The sequence below is a fragment of the Streptomyces sp. NBRC 110028 genome (assembly GCF_001417735.1).
GTDB lineage: Bacteria > Actinomycetota > Actinomycetes > Streptomycetales > Streptomycetaceae > Streptomyces.
On record NZ_BBUZ01000025.1, the window covers coordinates 680,688 to 698,819 of the forward strand.

15 protein-coding genes are annotated in these 18,132 nt (G+C 72.8%); 3 read left to right on the plus strand and 12 right to left on the minus strand.

Features of this window, described 5'->3' with window-relative positions; translation table 11 throughout:
* Positions 1-143 precede the first annotated feature (143 nt).
* Both lipA and lipB read right to left on the minus strand, forming a co-directional pair.
* Positions 144-1,088: a lipoyl synthase gene (gene lipA / locus ASC60_RS15195; RefSeq protein WP_055550984.1), complete on the minus strand. Its 945-nt coding sequence runs from the start codon at positions 1,086-1,088 to the stop codon at positions 144-146.
* Between the two features lie 147 nt (positions 1,089-1,235).
* Positions 1,236-2,054: a lipoyl(octanoyl) transferase LipB gene (gene lipB, locus ASC60_RS15200; protein ID WP_055550986.1), complete on the minus strand. Its 819-nt coding sequence runs from the start codon at positions 2,052-2,054 to the stop codon at positions 1,236-1,238.
* A gap of 190 nt (positions 2,055-2,244) precedes the next feature.
* Between lipB and ASC60_RS15205 the strand changes: the two genes are divergently transcribed.
* Positions 2,245-3,765 carry a hypothetical protein gene (locus tag ASC60_RS15205; protein ID WP_055550988.1) on the plus strand — a complete coding sequence of 507 codons (1,521 nt, stop codon included), beginning with the start codon at positions 2,245-2,247 and terminating at the stop codon, positions 3,763-3,765.
* Between the two features lie 156 nt (positions 3,766-3,921).
* Here ASC60_RS15205 and ASC60_RS15210 read toward each other — a convergent pair whose 3' ends face one another.
* The 4 genes from ASC60_RS15210 to ASC60_RS15225 all read right to left on the minus strand — a co-directional run bounded on the left by ASC60_RS15210 (position 3,922) and on the right by ASC60_RS15225 (position 8,092).
* The gene (locus ASC60_RS15210) at positions 3,922-4,722 is read right to left on the minus strand and encodes a helix-turn-helix transcriptional regulator (protein WP_055550991.1); all 801 of its coding nucleotides are present in this window, start codon (positions 4,720-4,722) and stop codon (positions 3,922-3,924) included.
* 49 nt (positions 4,723-4,771) lie between these two features.
* Positions 4,772-5,521: a nucleotidyltransferase domain-containing protein gene (locus tag ASC60_RS15215; RefSeq protein ID WP_055550993.1), complete on the minus strand. Its 750-nt coding sequence runs from the start codon at positions 5,519-5,521 to the stop codon at positions 4,772-4,774.
* 116 nt (positions 5,522-5,637) lie between these two features.
* Positions 5,638-6,981, minus strand: a complete 1,344-nt coding sequence (locus ASC60_RS15220) for an NAD(P)/FAD-dependent oxidoreductase (protein ID WP_055550994.1) — start codon at positions 6,979-6,981, stop codon at positions 5,638-5,640.
* Positions 6,982-7,192: 211 nt separating this feature from the next.
* Positions 7,193-8,092: a TIGR01777 family oxidoreductase gene (locus tag ASC60_RS15225; RefSeq protein ID WP_055550996.1), complete on the minus strand. Its 900-nt coding sequence runs from the start codon at positions 8,090-8,092 to the stop codon at positions 7,193-7,195.
* Positions 8,093-8,159: 67 nt separating this feature from the next.
* On the opposite strand from ASC60_RS15225, the gene ASC60_RS15230 reads away from it, so the two are divergent.
* Complete coding sequence (locus ASC60_RS15230; protein ID WP_055551149.1) at positions 8,160-8,690, plus strand: GNAT family N-acetyltransferase; 531 nt, start codon at positions 8,160-8,162, stop codon at positions 8,688-8,690.
* 3 nt (positions 8,691-8,693) lie between these two features.
* On the opposite strand, the gene ASC60_RS15235 is transcribed toward ASC60_RS15230, so the two are convergent.
* A complete protein-coding gene (locus ASC60_RS15235) occupies positions 8,694-9,212 on the minus strand; it encodes a DUF4240 domain-containing protein (RefSeq protein ID WP_055551151.1) in 519 nt (172 codons plus the stop codon).
* Positions 9,213-9,362: 150 nt separating this feature from the next.
* Here ASC60_RS15235 and ASC60_RS15240 point away from each other — a divergent pair, with 150 nt between their 5' ends.
* Positions 9,363-10,292, plus strand: coding sequence for an SDR family oxidoreductase (locus ASC60_RS15240; protein WP_055550997.1), 930 nt, complete (start codon positions 9,363-9,365; stop codon positions 10,290-10,292).
* Positions 10,293-10,295: 3 nt separating this feature from the next.
* On the opposite strand, the gene ASC60_RS15245 is transcribed toward ASC60_RS15240, so the two are convergent.
* The 5 genes from ASC60_RS15245 to lpdA form a co-directional block, all read right to left on the minus strand.
* Positions 10,296-11,285 (minus strand): YafY family protein, encoded by a 990-nt coding sequence (locus ASC60_RS15245; RefSeq protein WP_055550999.1) that lies wholly within the window; start codon positions 11,283-11,285, stop codon positions 10,296-10,298.
* A gap of 36 nt (positions 11,286-11,321) precedes the next feature.
* A complete protein-coding gene (aceE, locus tag ASC60_RS15250) occupies positions 11,322-13,997 on the minus strand; it encodes a pyruvate dehydrogenase (acetyl-transferring), homodimeric type (protein ID WP_055551001.1) in 2,676 nt (891 codons plus the stop codon).
* Between the two features lie 93 nt (positions 13,998-14,090).
* Entirely contained in the window at positions 14,091-14,714 is a 624-nt protein-coding gene (locus ASC60_RS15255; protein ID WP_055551003.1) for a GntR family transcriptional regulator, read from the minus strand.
* Positions 14,715-14,877: 163 nt separating this feature from the next.
* The gene (gene sucB / locus ASC60_RS15260) at positions 14,878-16,638 is read right to left on the minus strand and encodes a 2-oxoglutarate dehydrogenase, E2 component, dihydrolipoamide succinyltransferase (RefSeq protein WP_055551005.1); all 1,761 of its coding nucleotides are present in this window, start codon (positions 16,636-16,638) and stop codon (positions 14,878-14,880) included.
* A 54-nt stretch (positions 16,639-16,692) separates the two neighbouring features.
* Positions 16,693-18,081, minus strand: a complete 1,389-nt coding sequence (lpdA, locus tag ASC60_RS15265) for a dihydrolipoyl dehydrogenase (RefSeq protein ID WP_055551007.1) — start codon at positions 18,079-18,081, stop codon at positions 16,693-16,695.
* Positions 18,082-18,132: the final 51 nt, after the last annotated feature.

Consider the following 18,132-nt stretch of genomic DNA (forward strand, 5'->3'; position numbering starts at 1 on the left):
TGACCGGCCGGTCAAACACCGATGAAGCCTTTGGTGCGGCTTCTATCGCGCCCGTGACCTGCGGTTTTCCGAAGTCGGCAGGGTGGCCGGTGTGCCCGTACTCACACAGCGTGTTGGTCACACCGGCCATCACTGGTCCGGCGTCACACCGCCTGCGTGGTGGACTCCCGCTGGTCGATGGCCTGCTGGTACAGGCGTCCCGCGCGGTACGACGAGCGGACGAGGGGGCCGGACATGACGCCGGCGTAGCCGATCTCTTCCGCCTCCTCCTGCAGCTCCACGAACTCCTGCGGCTTGACCCAGCGCTCCACCGGGTGGTGCCGGGCGGAGGGGCGCAGATACTGGGTGATCGTGATCAGCTCGCAGCCCGCGTCGTACAGGTCCTGCAGCGCCTGGCTGATCTCCTCGCGCTCCTCGCCCATGCCCAGGATCAGGTTGGACTTGGTGACGAGCCCCGCCTCGCGGGCCTTGGTGATGACTTCGAGCGAGCGCTCGTAGCGGAAGCCGGGGCGGATGCGCTTGAAGATCCGTGGCACGGTCTCGACGTTGTGCGCGAGCACCTCGGGGCGGGAGGAGAAGACCTCGGCGAGCTGGTCGGGGTCCGCGTTGAAGTCCGGGATCAGCAGTTCGACGCCGGTGTCCGGCATGAGGGAGTGGATCTGCCGTACGGTCTCGGCGTACAGCCAGGCGCCGCCGTCGTCGAGGTCGTCACGGGCGACGCCGGTGATGGTCGCGTACCGCAGCTCCATCGTCCGCACGGATTCGGCCACCCGGCGCGGCTCGTCGCGGTCCAGCGGCTGCGGCTTGCCGGTGTCGATCTGGCAGAAGTCACAGCGCCGGGTGCACTGGTCGCCGCCGATGAGGAACGTGGCCTCGCGGTCCTCCCAGCATTCGAAGATGTTGGGACAGCCCGCCTCCTGGCACACCGTGTGCAGGCCCTCCCGCTTCACCAGGCCGTGCAGCTCGGTGTACTCGGGGCCCATCTTCGCCCGGGTCTTGATCCATTCGGGCTTGCGCTCGATGGGGGTCTGGCTGTTCCGGACCTCCAGACGCAGCATCTTGCGTCCGTCGGGTGCGACTGCGGACACGTCCGGCACTCCTCTTTGCTTGGCGAGTCTGGGTGGCGCGGCTTTCGAATCGTCGGCGGTCACCAGGGTACGCCCGTCATTCGTACGGATTTACGTCCAGGGCAACCGGCGGCCTCGGGGGCGCATTCCCCTGGGGCGGCGCCGCCGCTACACGGCACGCGGCAGCAGGACGGAGGACTCCAGGACCGCCCGCAGATGCTTCTCGACCACCGGGGTCACCTCGGCGACCGTCACGTCCCGGCCCAGCTCCGCCGAGAGCGAGGTCACCCCGGCGTCCCGGATGCCGCACGGCACGATCCGGTCGTACGAGGTGTTGTCCGGGTTGCAGTTGAACGAGAAGCCGTGCATGGTCACGCCCTTGGCGACCCGCACGCCGATCGCGCCGAGCTTGCGGTCCTCGCGGCGCTGCCCGGCGTTGGACGGGGCGTACTCCGGGCCGTTCAGGCGCGGGTCGAACTCCTCGTCCTCCACCCGCGGGTCGAAGTCCAGCTTCAGCCCGCCGAGCGCCGGGCGCTGGTCCACCGGGTCGCCCAGCACCCACACCCCGCTGCGGCCCTCCACCCGGGTGGCCTCCACGCCGAAGTCGGCACAGGTCAGCAGCATGGCCTCCTCCAGACGCCGGACATGCGCGACGACGTCCACCGGGCGCGGCAGCTTGAGGATCGGATAGCCCACCAGCTGCCCTGGACCATGCCAGGTGATCTTGCCGCCGCGGTCCACGTCCACCACCGGGGTGCCGTCCAGCGGGCGCTCGTTGTCGGCCGTGCGCCGCCCCGCCGTGTAGACGGCCTGGTGCTCGAGCAGCAGACAGGTGTCCGGGATCTCGTCCGCGAAGCGGGCCGCGTGCACGCGGCGCTGCTCCTGCCACGCCTCCTCGTAGTCGACGGCGTCCGCCCCGAACCCCAGATGGACGTAGCGCAGTCGCAGCTGCGAAGCGGGGGTCGTCCCCCGGGACGTTGCGGTCACGGCAAGCTCCTTTTCGGACCTCGTAACAGTTGGCGGTGCCTCCGCCACTGTACGACCGCGCGCTTTCCGACCCGTATCCGGCTCGTTCTCACACGATCGGATGAAAGGAGTCCGACGAGCGCGATCAGCCCGCTACAGCCAGTTAAATTCACGCCGTTCCAGAGAGCGAATCAGGGAGACCGGCAGGCTGATGACGGAACGACCCCCACAGCGCATCCCCAACCGTCAGCTCGCCGCGCTGATTTCCGAGGCGGGTTTCTCCAACGCCGGGCTGGCCCGGCGGGTGGACCAGCTCGGTATCGAGCACGGCCTCGACCTGCGGTACGACAAGACATCGGTGACCCGCTGGCTGCGCGGCCAGCAGCCGCGCGGCACCACGCCCGCGCTGATCGCCGAGGTCTTCACCCGGCGACTGGGACGCCGGCTGACCGCCCAGGACCTCGGCCTTGACGCCTGTGCGCCGGTCTACGCGGGGCTGGAGTTCGCCGCCACCCCACAGGAGGCGGTGGACATCGTCAGCGGGCTGTGGCGCAAGGACTCCGGCAGTCACGCGGAGCTGCGGAAGATCGCCTTCACCCCGGCCGGGCTGGTCGTCCCCAGCCGGGACTGGCTGATCGGGCGGCCCGACGACCGGGTGGCGCGCGGTGAGCCCCCGGCCCCCGGCGGCCCGACGGTTCCCGCCCAGGGCGGCCGGGGCCCCGCCGCGGGCCGTGGAGCCCCCGCGGGCCGGGCGGCCACCGCCGACGGGGCCGAACGGGCGCCCGTGCCCCGGCAGCGGCAGGCCGACCGGGTCCAGCGCGGGCCCGGCCACCGGGTGACCCCGGGCGACATCGCGGCGCTGCGCTCGGTCAGCGAGCTGTTCCGGACGCTGGACCAGACCTACGGCGGCGGCCACGCCCGGCAGGCCCTGGTGCGCTACCTGGAGCACGAGGGCGAGCCGATGCTGCGCGGCACCTACGGCGAGACGACCGGGCGGCGGCTGTTCGGCGCCGTCGCCGACCTGACCCGGCTGGCCGGGTGGACGTCGTACGACATCGCCGCGCACGGTCTGGCCCAGCGGTACTTCGTCCAGGCGCTGCGGCTCGCCCAGGCCGCCGGGGACCGGCCGTACGGCAGCTATGTGCTGGTGACCATGAGCCGCCAGGCCGTCTACCTGGGCCACGGCCGGGAGGCCGTCCAGCTCGCCCGGGTGGCCCAGCAGGGCGTGGGCGGCGGCGCCCCGCCGGTGCTCCAGTCCCTGCTGCACGCGGTCGAGGCGCGGGGGCACGCGGTGCTGGGCGAGGTACGGGCCTGCACCGCCTCGCTCGCCCGCGCCGAGCGGGCGCTGGAGACGTCGCGGCCGGGCGACGACGTGCCGTACTGGGCGCGGACCTTCGACGAGGCGCAGCTGGCCGACGAGTTCGGTCACTGCCACCGGGACCTCCAGCAGTACCGCGCCGCCGCCCAGCACGCGGAGCGCTCGCTGCGGCTGCGCGGCGCCGGATTCGCCCGCAGCCGCCTCTTCAGCCGGGTGGTGCTGGCCACGGCCCGGCTGGGCCTCGGCGAGCTGGAGCAGGCGTGCACGCTGGGCGCGGAGGCGGCGCAGCAGGCCTCCGAGATGCGGTCGGCGCGGGCGCTGGAGTACGTACGCGACTTCGAACGCCGACTGGAGCCGTACCGCGACGCGGCCCCGGTGCGCGGCTACCGCGAGCGGGTGGCGGCGCTGGGCTAAGGGCGTGTTTCGAAAGTCCCGCCTGCCCCGCGACGCCTGGCACGCACGCTCGCTGCGTTGTCGGGACCGTCCGAGTAGGCCCGCTACGAGGACGACCCTCCGCCTTGCGATCGCACGCACCAGACGCCGCGGGGCCCGCCCTCCGGGCGGACGACGCTACTTTCGAAACACGCCCTGGCCCGCGCTCGGCGGGGGCCGGCCCGCGCTCACCCCGAACGTGCGCGCCAGGCCCGCCGTGCCCGCCTTCGTCACGTCGATCGCCCGGCGCCGCGTTCCCCGGCGGATCCAGTCCAGCTCGAAGAGGCGGTCGGTGATCGCGGCGCCGAGGGCGCCCGCCAGGTGGTGGCGCTGTTCGGTCCAGTCCACGCAGTAGCGGATCAGGGGGCGGCGGCCGCCGAGCCGGTCGGTGTGCACGCCGAACGCGGCCAGCTCGGCCCGCCCTGGGTCGGTCAGCCGGTACGGGGTGTCGTTGCCGGGGGCGGACAGCCGGTCGCGCCGGGCCGCCTCCGGGTGGTGGTGTCCGTCGCCGCCGGTCAGCACGCCGCGCTCCAGCAGGGCGCCCATCAGCGCCACGCCCAGGCCGCCCGCCACATGGTCGTAGCAGGTGCGGGCCCGGCGCAGGGCGTTGGCATGGGTGGCCGCCCGCAGCGAGGTGACGGGCAGCGGCGGCGCGATCCTGGCCAGCGCCTCGATGGCCTCGCCGACGGCGGGGCCGGTCAGCCGGTAGTAGCGGTGCCGCCCCTGCGGTTCGACGCGTACGACACCGGCCTCCATCAGCTTCGCCAGATGCCCGCTCACCGTGGACGCGCTCACCCCCGCCTCGGTGGCCAGCACGCTCGCGGGCAGCGCCCGCCCCTCCGCCAGCGCCAGCAGGATCCGGGCGCGGGAGGCGTCCGCGAAGGCGGTGGCGGCGCGGGCGATGTCCGCGTCGCAAGCGGGGGAGGCAGGGGAGGCCATGGGTCCAGCCTAGGACACAGTCGCTTCGGCGCCCGGCGAAGTGTTTCGGTCACCCGGCGGCGCCGAACGCCTCCTCCGCCCCGGCGATCGCCCGCGCCAGCGCCTCGGGCTCCGGCCGCAGCCCGGCCATGATCGTGTCGAGGTGGCCCAGCCCCGCCCGCCGCAGAAGCCGCTTTTCGTTGGTGACCCACTCACCGCGTGCCGCCAGCACCGCGTGGGCGGTCTGCAGGGCGGCGGTGGCCAGCGCGCCCGCGACCTCGGTGGCCTGGCCGCGCCGGACGTACGCGCCCTCGGCGTACCGGAGCGTCCACGCGGCCCGGTCGCGCCAGAACGGGGGAGCCGCCGCGCGCAGCGCCTCCGGGTACGCGGGGCGGGGCAGGGCGCCGCGGAGCACCCGGTTGATGGCGAGTTCGGCGACGACCAGATAGCTGGGGATGCCCGCGAGGTGGAACAGGAGCGGTTCCCAGTGGAAGCGGCCCTGCCGGGCCTCGGCGAGTTCGTGCTCGACGACGTCGAGGTCGCGGTAGTGGACGTCGACGCGGCGGCCGTCGACGGTGAGCCACGCGCCGCCGTTGAAGACACCGCCCCAGTCACCGATGTCCGAGACCTCGCCCTCCCAGCCGAGCGCGCGCAGTTCGGCCGGGTCGAAGCCGCCCCGGTAGTAGAGGGCCAGGTCCCAGTCGCTGTCCGGGGTGTGGGTGTGCTGGGCGCGGGAGCCGCCGAGGGTGACGGCGTGCACGCCGGGCAGGGCGGCCAGCCGGTCGGCGGTGTGGTCGAGGAAGGTGTTGTCGTCGGTCACGTTCCCCGGATCTTACGTCGTGTGTCCCAGCGGTCCCACCGGTTTTCCGGTCGGCGACGACCGTGGGTGCCGACGACCATGAGGTGCCGGGGAGTTCGGCTGCCAGGGCGGCGCGGTCAGGCCGCCGCGGCGGGGACGGCGGGGGTGTCGGAACCGGGGGTGTCGGAGCCGGGGGTGGCGCCGAAGTCCTGGAGCACCGCGCGGGCGGCGCGGCGGCCGGAGACGAGGGCCCCCTGCACGGTGCTGGCGTCGCGGTGGTCGCCGCATACGTACAGCCCGGACAGCAGCCGCACCGGGCGCCGCAGGTCGTGCGGCGCGGGCATGGCGGGCACCGCGTGCGGGTCGTGGTGGGCGGCCAGCAGCTCCCAGTCGGCGGTGGAGGTGCCGTAGACCGCGGCGAGCTGGGCCCTGGCCCGCCGGTCGAGTTCGGCGGTCGGCAGGCCCGCGGCGGCGCCCAGCACGGTGGAGGTGATCAGCACCCGGCCGGGCGGGGTGCGCGAGGGGTCGACCTCGCTCGCGACCGTGGTGTGCGCGACGGGGCCCTGGCCGCCCGCGGCGAGGATCAGCGCGGGTTCGCGCAGCGGCGGCTGATCGGCGGTGTGGTGCAGCACGGTGACCGGGTGGAAGGCGGGCAGCCGCAGCCCGGGGAGGAGTTCGGCGGCGTCGTGCGCCCCGGTGGCCACCAGCACCGCGCGGCACCGGATCTCGCCGTGTCCGGCGGTGGTCACGGTGGTGGTGGCGGCCGAGGTGGCCCGTACGTCGGTGCGCACGGTCCCCGGCGGCAGCGTGGCGGCCAGCAGCTCGGGGACGGTGGAGGCGCCGCCCGCGGGAAGGCACAGCCGGCCGCGGGCGTAGCCGCGCAGCACCAGGTCGGCGCAGCGGCTGGAGGTGTTCAGGCCCGGGTCGCTCAGCAGCGAGACGAGGAGCGGGCGCAGCACGCTCTCGACGGTACGAGCGGGAAGGCCCCGCCCCGCCAGGGTCTCGTGGACCGGCCGGTCGGGGCGGGCGAGGAGGCGGTCCGCGGGCAGGGCGGCGAGCCTGCCGAGCGCGGCACCGAGTCGGGCCTGATCGAGTCCGCCGCCCAGCGGCGCACGGGCAGCGCTCGCGAGAGCGCGCGCCGTGGTGAATGCGCCCCTTGTGCTCCGGGGGCCGCGGGGCGGGCCGATCCGCTGCGTACGGCCGTCGCCGTGGACCAGCACCCCCTGGGAGAAGGGGCGCAGGGCGAGGGCGTCGAGTCCCGGGGTGTGCCGCAGCTCGGGGAAGGAGGTGTTCACCAGCTGCCCGGTGCGGTCCAGCCGGAAGCCGTCGACCGTATCGGTCGTCATGCGGCCGCCGACCCGGGGCGCGGCCTCCAGAACGGTGACCTCCATCCCCGCGCCGGTCAGCGACTGGGCGGCGGCCAGCCCCGCGAGTCCGGCTCCCACGATGACGACGTCCGTGCGGTGCGCGCTGCTGAACACATGCCCTCCCCGGGACCGGGATGGAGCGGATCGGAACGGTCACGACGGTAGGGGCAAAAACGGTCGATGACAGACGCGCATCGACCGAGCACGGGCGCACAACGGTCGCACGCTGATCGGGTACGGCCTGTCGATGACCTCTCGGACCCTCTCGGACCCTCTCGGACCCTCTCGGACCCTCCGGACTCTCGGCGGGACCGGCGGCGGATTCTCAGCGCCGTCCGTCCGCCGCCGCCTTCAGGGCCTCGTCGATATGCGGATAGGTGAACGAGAAGCCGGAGTCCAGCAGCTTGCGGGGGAGGGCCCGCACGCTGCCGAGGATGTCGGTGGACATCTCGCCCAGGGCCATCCGCAGGGCCGGGGCGGGCACATGGAGGAGCGCGGGACGGCGCAGCACCCGGCCCATGGCCTCGGTGATCTCACGGTTGGTCACGGGGGAGGGGCCGGTGAGGTTGACGGGGCCGACGAGGTCCGCCGTGTCCAGGATGTGGCGCAGCGCGGCGATGTGGTCGTGCAGGGCGATGAAGCTCCAGTACTGCCGGCCGTTGCCCATCCGTCCGCCGAGGCCCGCCTTGAACAGCGGGAAGAGGCGGCCCCACGCCCCGCCCTCGGGCGCGATCACCAGACCGCTGCGGATGAACACCGTGCGCACGTCCGCCTCCTGCGCCGCGGCGGCCGCCTCCTCCCAGTCCTGGCACAGGTCGGGGAGGAAACCGTGCCCAGGGGGCGCGCTCTCATCGACCGCGCGCTCCCCCGTGTCCCCGTAGTACCCGACCGCGCTTCCACTGATCAGCACCCGGGGCGGGGTGTCCAGGGAGGCCACGGCCTCGGCGATGGCGGCCGTGCCCAGCACCCGGCTGTCCCGCAGCTCCTTCTTGTACGCCGCCGTCCAGCGGTGCTCGCCGATGCCCGCGCCCGCGAGGTGGACGACGGCCTCACACCCCGTCAGCCCGGCGGTGTCGACCCACTGCCGGTGCGGATCCCACTCGACCTCCGTCTCCTCGCGGGGAGTTCGCCGCACCAGCCGCACCACCTGGTGGCCGTCCCGGCGCAGGGAGTGGACGAGGGCCGTGCCGATGAGCCCGGTGGAACCGGTGACCGCGATGCGCATGGCCCCATCCTGCCCCTGATCTTCCGGGGGATGTCGGACGTCGGGGGCGCGTGGCAGAGTGGCCGGCATGTCCGAGTCCTCCGCCCCGCTCCAGCCGTCGGCCCCGCCCGTGCCGCTCATCCGGCGCGCCGTGCTCGACGACGAGCACGCGCTGGTCGCCCTGGAGCGCCGTACCTGGTCCACGCTGCACTCCGTACAGCCGGCCCCGGAGCCGCCGTACGACGCGTTCTTCACCCACCGCAACCGCCCGGTGCACGTCACGGTGGCCGAGCTGGAGGGCCGCCCCGTCGGCTATCTGCGGCTCGTCCCGCCGACACAGTTGGCCAGCAACGCTCACGTCCGCCAGATACAGGGGCTCGCGGTGACCCCGGAGGCGCGCGGCCGGGGCGTCGCGCGGGCGCTGCTGAACGCGGCGTACGAGGAGGCGCTGCGGCAGGGTGCGAGCCGGATCACGCTGCGGGTGCTCGGGCACAACCTCCCGGCGCGGCGGCTCTACGAATCGGAGGGCTTCGTGGTCGAGGGCGTCCTGCCGGGGGAGTTCCTGCTCGACGGCGGATACGTGGACGATGTGCTGATGGGCCGCGCCCTCACCGGCTGAGCGTCAGCCCCGGAAGCGCTCCCAGAGCCGGGGATAGCGCTCCGCCAGCACCGCGTCGTCCTCGAAGTCGACCGTCGTGCCGATCGGCTCCTCAGGGCGTGGCGGAAGCGCCAGCTCCGGCAGCACCGCGCCGGTCAGCTGCTCGTACGCCTCGTCCGCCGCGAACCCCAGGTCCTCGCAGTCGCCGTCCACCTGCTCGTCGAAGTCCTCGAGCAGTTCGGCCAGGGCGTCCGGGTCGTGCAGCGCGCCCTCGAAGACGTCCCGGCCCTGGCCGATCAGCCAGTAGCGGAACGCCTCGAAGGCGTCGTCGCCGACGCCGCCCAGCAGCACCCACGCGGCGCCCCACAGATCCCAGCGGTACGCCCGGTTGGCGCGGGCCTCGAAGTGCCGGGCGAAGTCCAGCACGGAGTCCGGGTCGAGCTGGGACAGCTGCTCGACGAGCAGGTCGGACTGCTCCTCGGGGTCGCCCTCGGCGGCCTCCCGAGCGCTGTCGACCAGCCCCCAGAACTCCGTCTCGTCCATCATCACGGGACCAGCATCGGCCCTCGGGCCCACCCCCGCACGTGGAGCGACCCAGATGCGGCCCTCTTGTTATATGCGACAGGAGATGTCGGGTTTCCTTGCGATCGTCGAACGCGTCACTGATGACGGCTCCATGGAGAGGACACGTACGTGAGCACACAGGGCGCACAGGGGCCACTGGCGGGCAAGGTCGCACTCGTCGCGGGCGCGACGCGGGGCGCGGGCCGGGCGATGGCCGTCGAGCTGGGCGCGGCGGGCGCCACCGTCTACGCGACGGGGCGCACCACCCGGAACGGGGTCAGCGAGGTCGGGCGGGCCACGGAGACCATCGAGGAGACCGCGGAACTGATCACCGCGGCGGGTGGCACGGGGTACGCGGTGCCGACCGACCACCTGGAGCCGGAGCAGGTCAAGGCGCTCATCGAGCGCGTCGACCGGGAGCAGGGGCGGCTGGATGTCCTGGTCAACGACGTATGGGGCGGTGAGGCGCTGATCGAGTTCGACAAGAAGACCTGGGAGACGAACCTGACGAGCGGGCTGCGGATGCTCCGGCTCGGCATCGAGACCCATCTGATCACCCACTACTACGCGCTGCCGCTGCTGGTCCGGAACCCCGGTGGCCTGGTGGTCGAGATCACCGACGGCAACGAGGAGTTCAACAAGGAATTCCGCATCAACCTCTTCTTCGACATCACCAAGAACACCCCCATCCGCACGGCGTTCGGGCTGGCCCAGGAGCTGAAGGAGTTCGACGCCACGGCGGTGTGCCTCTCCCCGGGCTTCCTGCGCTCCGAGCAGATGCTGGACCACTTCAAGGTGACCGAGGAGAACTGGCGGGACGCGGTGGAGAAGGAGCCGCACTTCGCCATCGCCGAGACCCCGCACTTCGTCGGGCGGGCGGTCGCCGCGCTCGCCGCCGACCCGGACCGGGCGCGCTGGAACGGGAAGTCCGTCTTCAGCGGGGACCTGGCCAAGGTCTACGGCTTCACCGACCTCGACGGCTCACGGCCGGACGTCGCCGGGTACTTCCGGGACGTCGTCATCGGCGGCAAGGAGGGCACCGCGGCCGACTACCGGTGAGCCTCACCGGTAGAGGTCGTTCATCCGCCGCGCCGCCGTCGCGAACCGCTCCCGCAGCTCCGGCGGCGCCAGCACCTCCGCCTCCGGGCCCAGGGCGAGGAGCTGGGCGTACGCGACCTCGGCCGACTCCACCGGCAGGGTCACGGTGATCCGCCCCTCCCCGTCCGGCTCCCCGGCGGACCGTACGGCCTCCTCGACCGCCGTACGGTCCATGACGTGACGCACGGCCCGTGCGCCCTCCGGGGTGAGGCGCACGGTGACCTCCTCGCGGAGGATCGAGCGCGCGAACTGCGCGGCCCGCTCCTCCCAGAAGGCGGGCAGGTCGAACGTCTCGTCGCGCCGGAACCGGCCCTCGCCGGGCGCGGGCCCGACCGTGGTGAGACGGTCCACCCGGTAGACCCGGAAGTCGGCCTGGGAGCCCCCGGAGGCACGGACGCGGGCCGCCAGATACCAGACGCCCGCCTTGAGGACGAGCCCGTACGGCTCCAGCTCGCGGTCCACCTCGGTGTCCCGGCGGCGGTAGCGGACGGTGAGCCGCCGGTCGTCCCACACCGCGTCGGCGACGTCCGGCAGCAGCGAGGGCGTCTGCGGCTCCTGCCACCACCCGGGGGCGTCGAGGTGGAAGCGCTGGGCCACCGTGTGGGAGGCGTCGCGCAGCTCGGGCAGGAGCGCGGCGGAGACCTTCAGCCGGGCGGCGGAGGCGGCGTCGGCGAGGCCCATCTCGCGCAGCGCGGAGGGCACCCCGGAGAGGAACAGCGCCTCGGCCTCGGTGCGGCCGAGGCCGGTCAGCCGGGTGCGGTAGCCGCCGATGAGCCGGTAGCCACCGGCCCGGCCGCGGTCCGCGTAGACCGGGACCCCGGCCTCGGAGAGCGCGGCGGCGTCCCGCGTCACCGTGCGCTCCGAAACCTCCAGCTCACGCGCCAGCTCGGCCCCCGTTATCGAGGGCCGAGCCTGGAGCAGGAGCACCATCTTGATCAGTCGCGCGGCACGCACCGCCCCATCATGCCGTGACGGGGCGGCGCCGCGCGCTCAGATGCCGTAGCGCCGGGCGGCCTCCTTGGGGGCCGTGGCCTTGACCGCGCCCTGCTTGGCGAGCCGGGCCAGTGCGGCGACCACGATCGACGGGACGTCCACCCCGAAGTGGCGGCGGGCCGCGTCGCGGGTGTCGGAGAGGCCGAAGCCGTCGGTGCCGAGCGAGTACCAGTCCTGCTCGACCCACTGGCTGATCTGGTCCGGTACCGCCCGCATCCAGTCGCTGACAGCGAGGACCGGGCCCGGTGCGCCTGCCAGGGCACGGGTGACGTACGGGACCCGGTCTTCGCCGTTGAGCTGCGCCGCGTCACAGGACAGGGCGTCGCGGCGCAGCTCGCTCCAGGAGGTGGCGGACCACACGTCGGCGGCCACGCCCCAGTCGTCGGCGAGCAGTTTCTGGGCCTCCAGCACCCAGTGGATGGCGGTGCCGGAGGCGAGGAGCTGGATCCGGGGGGCGTCGGCGGCGGGCGCCTCGGCCTCCTGGAACCGGTAGAGGCCCTTGACGATGCCTTCCTCGACGCCCTCGCGCTGCGGCATGGGCGGCTGCACCTTGGTCTCGTTGTAGACCGTGAGGTAGTAGAAGACGTCCTCGGCCTGCGGGCCGTACATCCGCCGCAGCCCGTCCCGCACGATCACGCCGACCTCGTACGCGAACGCCGGGTCGTAGGCGAGCGCCGCCGGGTTGGTGGAGGCGATCAGGTGCGAGTGGCCGTCGGCGTGCTGCAGGCCCTCACCGGTCATGGTGGTGCGGCCGGCGGTGGCGCCGATCAGGAAGCCGCGGCCGAGCTGGTCGCCGAGCGCCCACATCTGGTCGGCGGTGCGCTGCCAGCCGAACATCGAGTAGAAGATGTAGAAGGGGATCATCGGCTCGCCGTGCGTCGCGTACGACGTGGCGGCGGCGGTGAAGTCGGCCATCGAACCGGCCTCGGTGATCCCCTCGTTGAGGATCTGACCGTTCTCGGCCTCCTTGTAGTACAGGAGCTGATCGCGGTCGACCGGGTCGTAGGTCTGGCCGAGCGGGGAGTAGATCCCGGCGGTCGGGAACAGCGACTCCATGCCGAAGGTACGGGCCTCGTCGGGCACGATCGGCACCCAGCGGCGGCCGGTCTCCTTGTCCCGCATCAGGTCCTTGACCAGGCGCACGAAGGCCATGGTCGTGGCGATCTCCTGGCTGCCGGAGCCCTTGGCCAGGGCCTCGAAGGGCTTCGCCGAGGGCTCGGGCAGGGCCACGGCGTGGACCTTGCGGGCCGGGGCGGGGCCGCCGAGCTCGGCGCGGCGCTCCTGGAGGTAGCGGACCTCGGGGGAGTCCTGGCCGGGGTGGGCGTAGGGGACCAGCGACTCGTCCAGCTCGCTGTCCGGGATGGGCAGCTCCAGGAGGTCGCGCATGGCGCGGAACTCCTTGCCCGTCAGCTTCTTCATCTGGTGGTTCGCGTTGCGCGACTCGAAGCCGGGGCCGAGCGTGTAGCCCTTGACGGTCTGGGCGAGGACGACGGTCGGGGCGCCCTTGTGCTCCACGGCCGCGCGGTAGGCCGCGTACACCTTGCGCGGCTCGTGGCCCGCGCGGGAGGTGCGGAAACACTCGGCCAGCTTGGCGTCGGTCAGCGTCTTCGCCAGCTGGGCGAGGGCCGGGTCGGTGCCGAAGAAGTGCTCGCGGATGTACGCGGCGTCGCGGGTCGCGTACGTCTGGAACTGGCCGTCGGGGACCTCGCGCAGCCGCCGCGCCAGGGCGCCGGAGGTGTCCGCCGCGAACAGCTCGTCCCAGGCGGAGCCCCACAGCGACTTGACGACGTTCCACCCGGCGGCGCGGAACTGGGCCTCCAGCTCCTGCACGATCTTGAAGTTGGCGCGGACCGGGCCGTCGAGGCGCTGCAGGTTGCAGTTGATGACGAACGTGAGGTTGTCCAGGCCCTCGCGCCCGGCGAGGGCGAGTGCGGCGGTCGACTCCGGCTCGTCCATCTCGCCGTCGCCGAGGAAGGCCCATACGTGGGAGTTCGCGGTGTCCTTGATGCCGCGGGCGGCCAGGTAGCGGTTGAAGCGGGCCTGGTAGATCGCCGAGATCGGGCCGAGGCCCATGGAGACGGTGGGGAACTCCCACAGCCAGGGCATCCGGCGCGGATGCGGATAGGAGGGCAGGCCGTCGCCGCCGGCCTCCCGGCGGAAGCGGTCCAGGTGCGCTTCGGTCAGCCGGCCGTCGAGGAAGGCGCGGGCGTAGATGCCGGGGGAGGCGTGGCCCTGGATGTAGAGCTGGTCGCCGCTGCCGTCGGCCTCCTTGCCGCGGAAGAAGTGCTGGAAGCCCGTCTCGTAGAGCCAGGCGGCGGAGGCGAAGGTGGCGATGTGGCCGCCGAGGCCGTCCGCGCTGCCACGGGTGACCATCGCCGCCGCGTTCCACCGGTTCCAGGCGGTGATCCGGCGCTCCATGGCCTCGTCACCGGGGAACGCGGGCTCCGCGGCGGTCGGGATGGTGTTGACGTAGTCCGACTCCAGCAGCGGCGGCAGCGACAGACCGGCGCCCTCGGCGCGCTCCAGGGTGCGGCGCATCAGGTACGAGGCGCGATGCGGGCCGGCGGCCTCGGTGACGGCCGCGAGCGAGGCGCCCCACTCGGCGGTCTCCTCGGGGTCCCGGTCGGGGAACTGGTCGAGCGCACTCGGCTGCGTGCTAGCGAGATCGGTCATGCGGTCGACTGTAAGTTCTGATCGATGATCGATCAAAGTAGATGAAGGGAAAAACTTGTCCGTAGGCCGAAATTGGCATTCCGTGCCGCGAAATCAGGCACGCGGTGCACAGCCGAGCACATGCGCCTTGACCAGCTCACCCACCCGCGGATCACGCCTGCGGAACGCGTCCACGACGGCCTGGTGCTCCTCGGCGTACGACTGCTGCACGGTGCCCAGCCAGCGGATCGACAGCGTCGTCCAGATCTCGATCCCCAGCGACTCCCAGGTGTGCAGCAGCACGCTGTTCCCCGACGCCCGCACCAGCTCCCGGTGGAAGGCCACGGTGTGCCGCACCTGGGCCTCGCCGTCGGCCCGGCGGTCCGCCTCGTACAGCGCCCGCACCTCGGGCTCCAGCGCGGAGGTGTCCTCGGCCAGCCGGGGCGCCGCCAGCTCGGCGGCGATCTGTTCCAGCCCCGCCCGCACCGGATAGATCTCCTCCAGATCGGCCGCGGTCAGATTCCGCACCCGGACGCCCTTGTTCGGGGCCGACTCGATCAGCCGCAGCGTCTCCAGCTCGCGCAACGCCTCCCGGACGGGCGTCTGGCTCACCTCCAGCTCGGTCGCGATACGCCGCTCCACGATCCGCTCGCCCGGCTTCCACCGCCCGCTGACGATCCCCTCCACGATGTGCTCGCGGATCTGCTCGCGCAGCGAGTGGACGACGGGCGGGATCATAGGGAGCGCTCCTTCGGAACCAGCGGTGAACGGAAGTCATTATCCAGGCAGCGGAAGCATCGCGGTCCGGAGCCGGAAAGACCCGGAGCCGGAAGGCACGAAAAAACGGCCGCGCCCCGCACGGAAAGGCCCGTGCGGGGCGCGGCCGGCTGCCGCGGGGGGCTCAGAGGCCGAGCTCGACCTCGAACTCGCCGGCCTCCAGGATCTCCTTGACCGCGGTCAGGTAGCGGGCCGCGTCGGCACCGTCCACCAGGCGGTGGTCGTAGGAGAGCGCCACGTACGTCATGTCGCGCACCGCGATGGTCTCGCCCAGGTCCGGGTGGTTGATGACCACCGGACGCTTGACGGTCGCGCCGATGCCCAGGATGGCGACCTGGTTCGGGGGCACGATGATCGTGTCGAACAGCGCACCGCGCGAGCCGGTGTTGCTGATCGTGAAGGTGGCACCGGACATGTCGTCCGGGGTGATCTTGTTGGAGCGGACCTTGCCCGCCAGCTCCGCCGTCTTCTTGGCGATGCCCGCGATGTTCAGGTCACCGGCGCCCTTGATGACCGGGGTCATCAGGCCCTTCTCGGCGTCCACCGCGATGCCGACGTTCTCCACGTCGAAGTACGTGATCGTGTCGTCGTCGTTGATCCGGGCGTTGACGGCCGGGTGGGCCTTCAGCGCCTGGACGGCGGCCTTCACGAAGAACGGCATCGGCGAGAGCTTGACGCCCTCGCGCTGCGCGAACGACTCCTTGGCCTGGGCGCGCAGCCGCATGACCTTGGTGACGTCCACCTCGACCACGCTGGTCAGCTGGGCCTGGCCGTGCAGCGCCTTCATCATGTTGTCGCCGATGACCTTGCGCATCCGCGGCATCTTGATGGTCTGGCCACGCAGCGGGGAGACCTCCTGCTTGGCCTTCGGCGCGGCGGCGGCGGCCGGAGCCGGCGCCTGGGTCCGGGCCGCGGCCTTGGCGGCCTCGGCGGCGGCGACGACATCCTGCTTGCGGATGCGGCCGCCGACGCCGGTGCCCTTGACGGTGCCCAGGTCCACGCCGTGCTCCGCGGCGAGCTTGCGCACCAGCGGGGTCACGTACGCGCCCTCGGCCTCGGGGGAGGCCGGAGCCGGGATGGACGGGGCCTTGGCGGCCGGGGCCGGGGCGGGCGCCGGAGCGGCCGGGGCCGGCTCCGGAGCGACCGGCTCCGGGGTGGCGGCCTGCGGCGCCGGGGCGCTCGGGGCCTGCGGGGCCGGGGCCTCCTGCTTGGCCGGCTCGGGGGCCGGGGCGGGGGCGGCCGGGGCCTCGGCGGGCGCGGCGGCCGGAGCGGCGACCCCTTGATCGGCCGCGCCGATCACGGCCAGCTTGGCGCCGACCTCGGCGGTCTCGTCCTCGCCGACCAGGATCTCCAGCAGCGTGCCGGAGGTCGGGGCGGGGATCTCGGTGTCGACCTTGTCGGTGGAGACCTCCAGCAGTGGCTCGTCGGCCTCGACCGACTCGCCGACCTCCTTGAGCCAGCGGGTCACGGTGCCCTCGGTCACCGACTCGCCCAGCGCGGGCAGGACGACGTCGGTGCCCTCGGCACCGCCGGCCGGGGCGGCCGCGGCCGGCTCGGCGGCCGGGGCCTCGGCGGTGGGGGCGGGCTCGGGCTGGGCCGCCGGCTCGGGCTCGGCCGCCGGGGCGGGAGCCTCGGCGGGGGCGCCCTCGCCGTCGTCGATGACGGCCAGCTCGGCGCCGACCTCGACCGTCTCGTCCTCGGCCACCTTGATGGACGTCAGCACACCGGCGCTGGGCGCCGGGATCTCGGTGTCGACCTTGTCGGTCGAGACCTCGAGCAGCGGCTCGTCGGCCTCGACGCGCTCACCTTCGGCCTTGAGCCAGCGGGTGACGGTGCCCTCGGTCACGCTCTCGCCGAGCGCCGGCAGGGTTACGGATACCGCCATGGTGTTCGGGTGCTCCTTAACGATCTGTGCGGAATGGGTCGCGCGCTCGGACTACTAGTCGTGGGAGTGCAGGGGCTTGCCGGCAAGTGCCAGGTGGGCCTCGCCGAGCGCCTCGTTCTGGGTGGGGTGGGCGTGGACGAGCTGCGCGACCTCGGCCGGCAGCGCCTCCCAGTTGTAGATCAGCTGGGCTTCGCCGACCTGCTCACCCATGCGGTCACCGACCATGTGGACGCCGACGACAGCACCGTCGCGGACCTGGACGAGCTTGATCTCGCCCGCGGTCTTCAGGATCTTGCTCTTGCCGTTGCCCGCGAGGTTGTACTTCAGGGCGACGACCTTGTCCGCACCGTACAGCTCCTTGGCCTTGGCCTCGGTGATGCCGACGGAGGCGACCTCGGGGTGGCAGTACGTCACCCGGGGCACGCCGTCGTAGTCGATCGGAACGGGGTTCTGGCCGGCCAGCCGCTCGGCCACCAGCATGCCCTCGGCGAAGCCGACGTGGGCCAGCTGGAGCGTGGGGACCAGGTCGCCGACGGCGGAGATGGTCTCCACGTTGGTCTGCATGTACTCGTCGACCAGGACGTAGCCGCGGTCCATGGCGACCCCGGCCTCCTCGTAGCCCAGGCCCTGCGAGACCGGGCCGCGGCCGACGGCCACGAGCAGCACCTCGGCCTCGAAGGTCTTGCCGTTCTCCAGCGAGACCTTGACGCCGTCGTCGGTGTACTCGACGCCCGAGAAGCGGGAGCCCAGGGAGAAGTTGATGCCGCGCTTGCGGAAGGCGCGCTCCAGCAGCTTGGAGCTGTTCTCGTCCTCGACCGGGACGAGGTGGGGAAGCGCCTCGACGATGGTGATGTCGGCCCCGAAGGACTTCCACGCGGAGGCGAACTCGACGCCGATGACGCCGCCGCCCAGCACGATCGCGGACTTCGGCACCCGGTCCAGGACCAGCGCGTGGTCCGAGGAGATGACGCGGTTGCCGTCGATCTCCAGGCCCGGCAGGGACTTCGGCACCGAACCGGTGGCGAGCAGGATGTGGCGGCCGGTGTAGCGCTCGCCGTTCACATCGACGGAGGTCGGCGACGACAGCCGGCCCTCGCCCGTCACATAGGTGACCTTGCGGGACGCGATCAGACCCTGCAGGCCCTTGTACAGGCCCGAGACCACGCCGTCCTTGTACTTGTGCACACCCTCGATGTCGATGCCCTCGAAGGTGGTCTTCACGCCGAATTCCGAGCCCTCACGAGCCTGGTCGGCCAGCTCACCGGCGTGCAGCAGAGCCTTCGTGGGAATGCAGCCGCGGTGCAGACAGGTGCCGCCCAGCTTGTCCTTCTCGATCAGGGCGACGTCCAGACCCAGCTGCGCCGCGCGCAGGGCAGCGGCGTAACCGCCGCTACCGCCTCCGAGGATCACTAGGTCGAAAACGGTGCTGGCGTCGTTCGCCACGTCACGTCCTCCATGCATGGGTGCGCCGGGCCGACCGTGGGTGGCCGGGCG